This is a genomic window from Acinetobacter sp. AL9 (assembly GCF_041464035.1).
GTDB classification, from domain to species: Bacteria; Pseudomonadota; Gammaproteobacteria; order Pseudomonadales; family Moraxellaceae; genus Acinetobacter; species Acinetobacter towneri.
In genome coordinates this window covers 1-205 of sequence record NZ_JAYFSK010000319.1, presented here as the reverse complement: position 1 = coordinate 205, position 205 = coordinate 1, and the positions used below count along the sequence as shown (strand labels likewise).

1 protein-coding gene is annotated in these 205 nt (G+C 54.6%); it reads right to left on the bottom strand.

From position 1 onward, the window contains the following. On the bottom strand, positions 1 to 205 hold a 205-nt coding region (locus ACEO2X_RS14885), incomplete at both ends, for a transposase (protein ID WP_371972233.1).

Sequence of the window (205 nt, the reverse complement as noted above, 5' to 3'; positions counted from 1 at the left end):
CGCCGCTCGCTGGCCGCTGCGCAGCGAGCCAGCAAACAGCCAGTTCTTGCGCCCTAAGGCCCAAGGTCGCATTTGATTCTCTACCCAATTATTGCAAATCGGTAGATTGCCATCATCCAAATAGCGGCTTAAAGCTGGCCAACGCTTCAGAGTGTAATTGATGGCCTTGGCGGTGGGAGAACTCGATGGCACCGTCAGATGATGT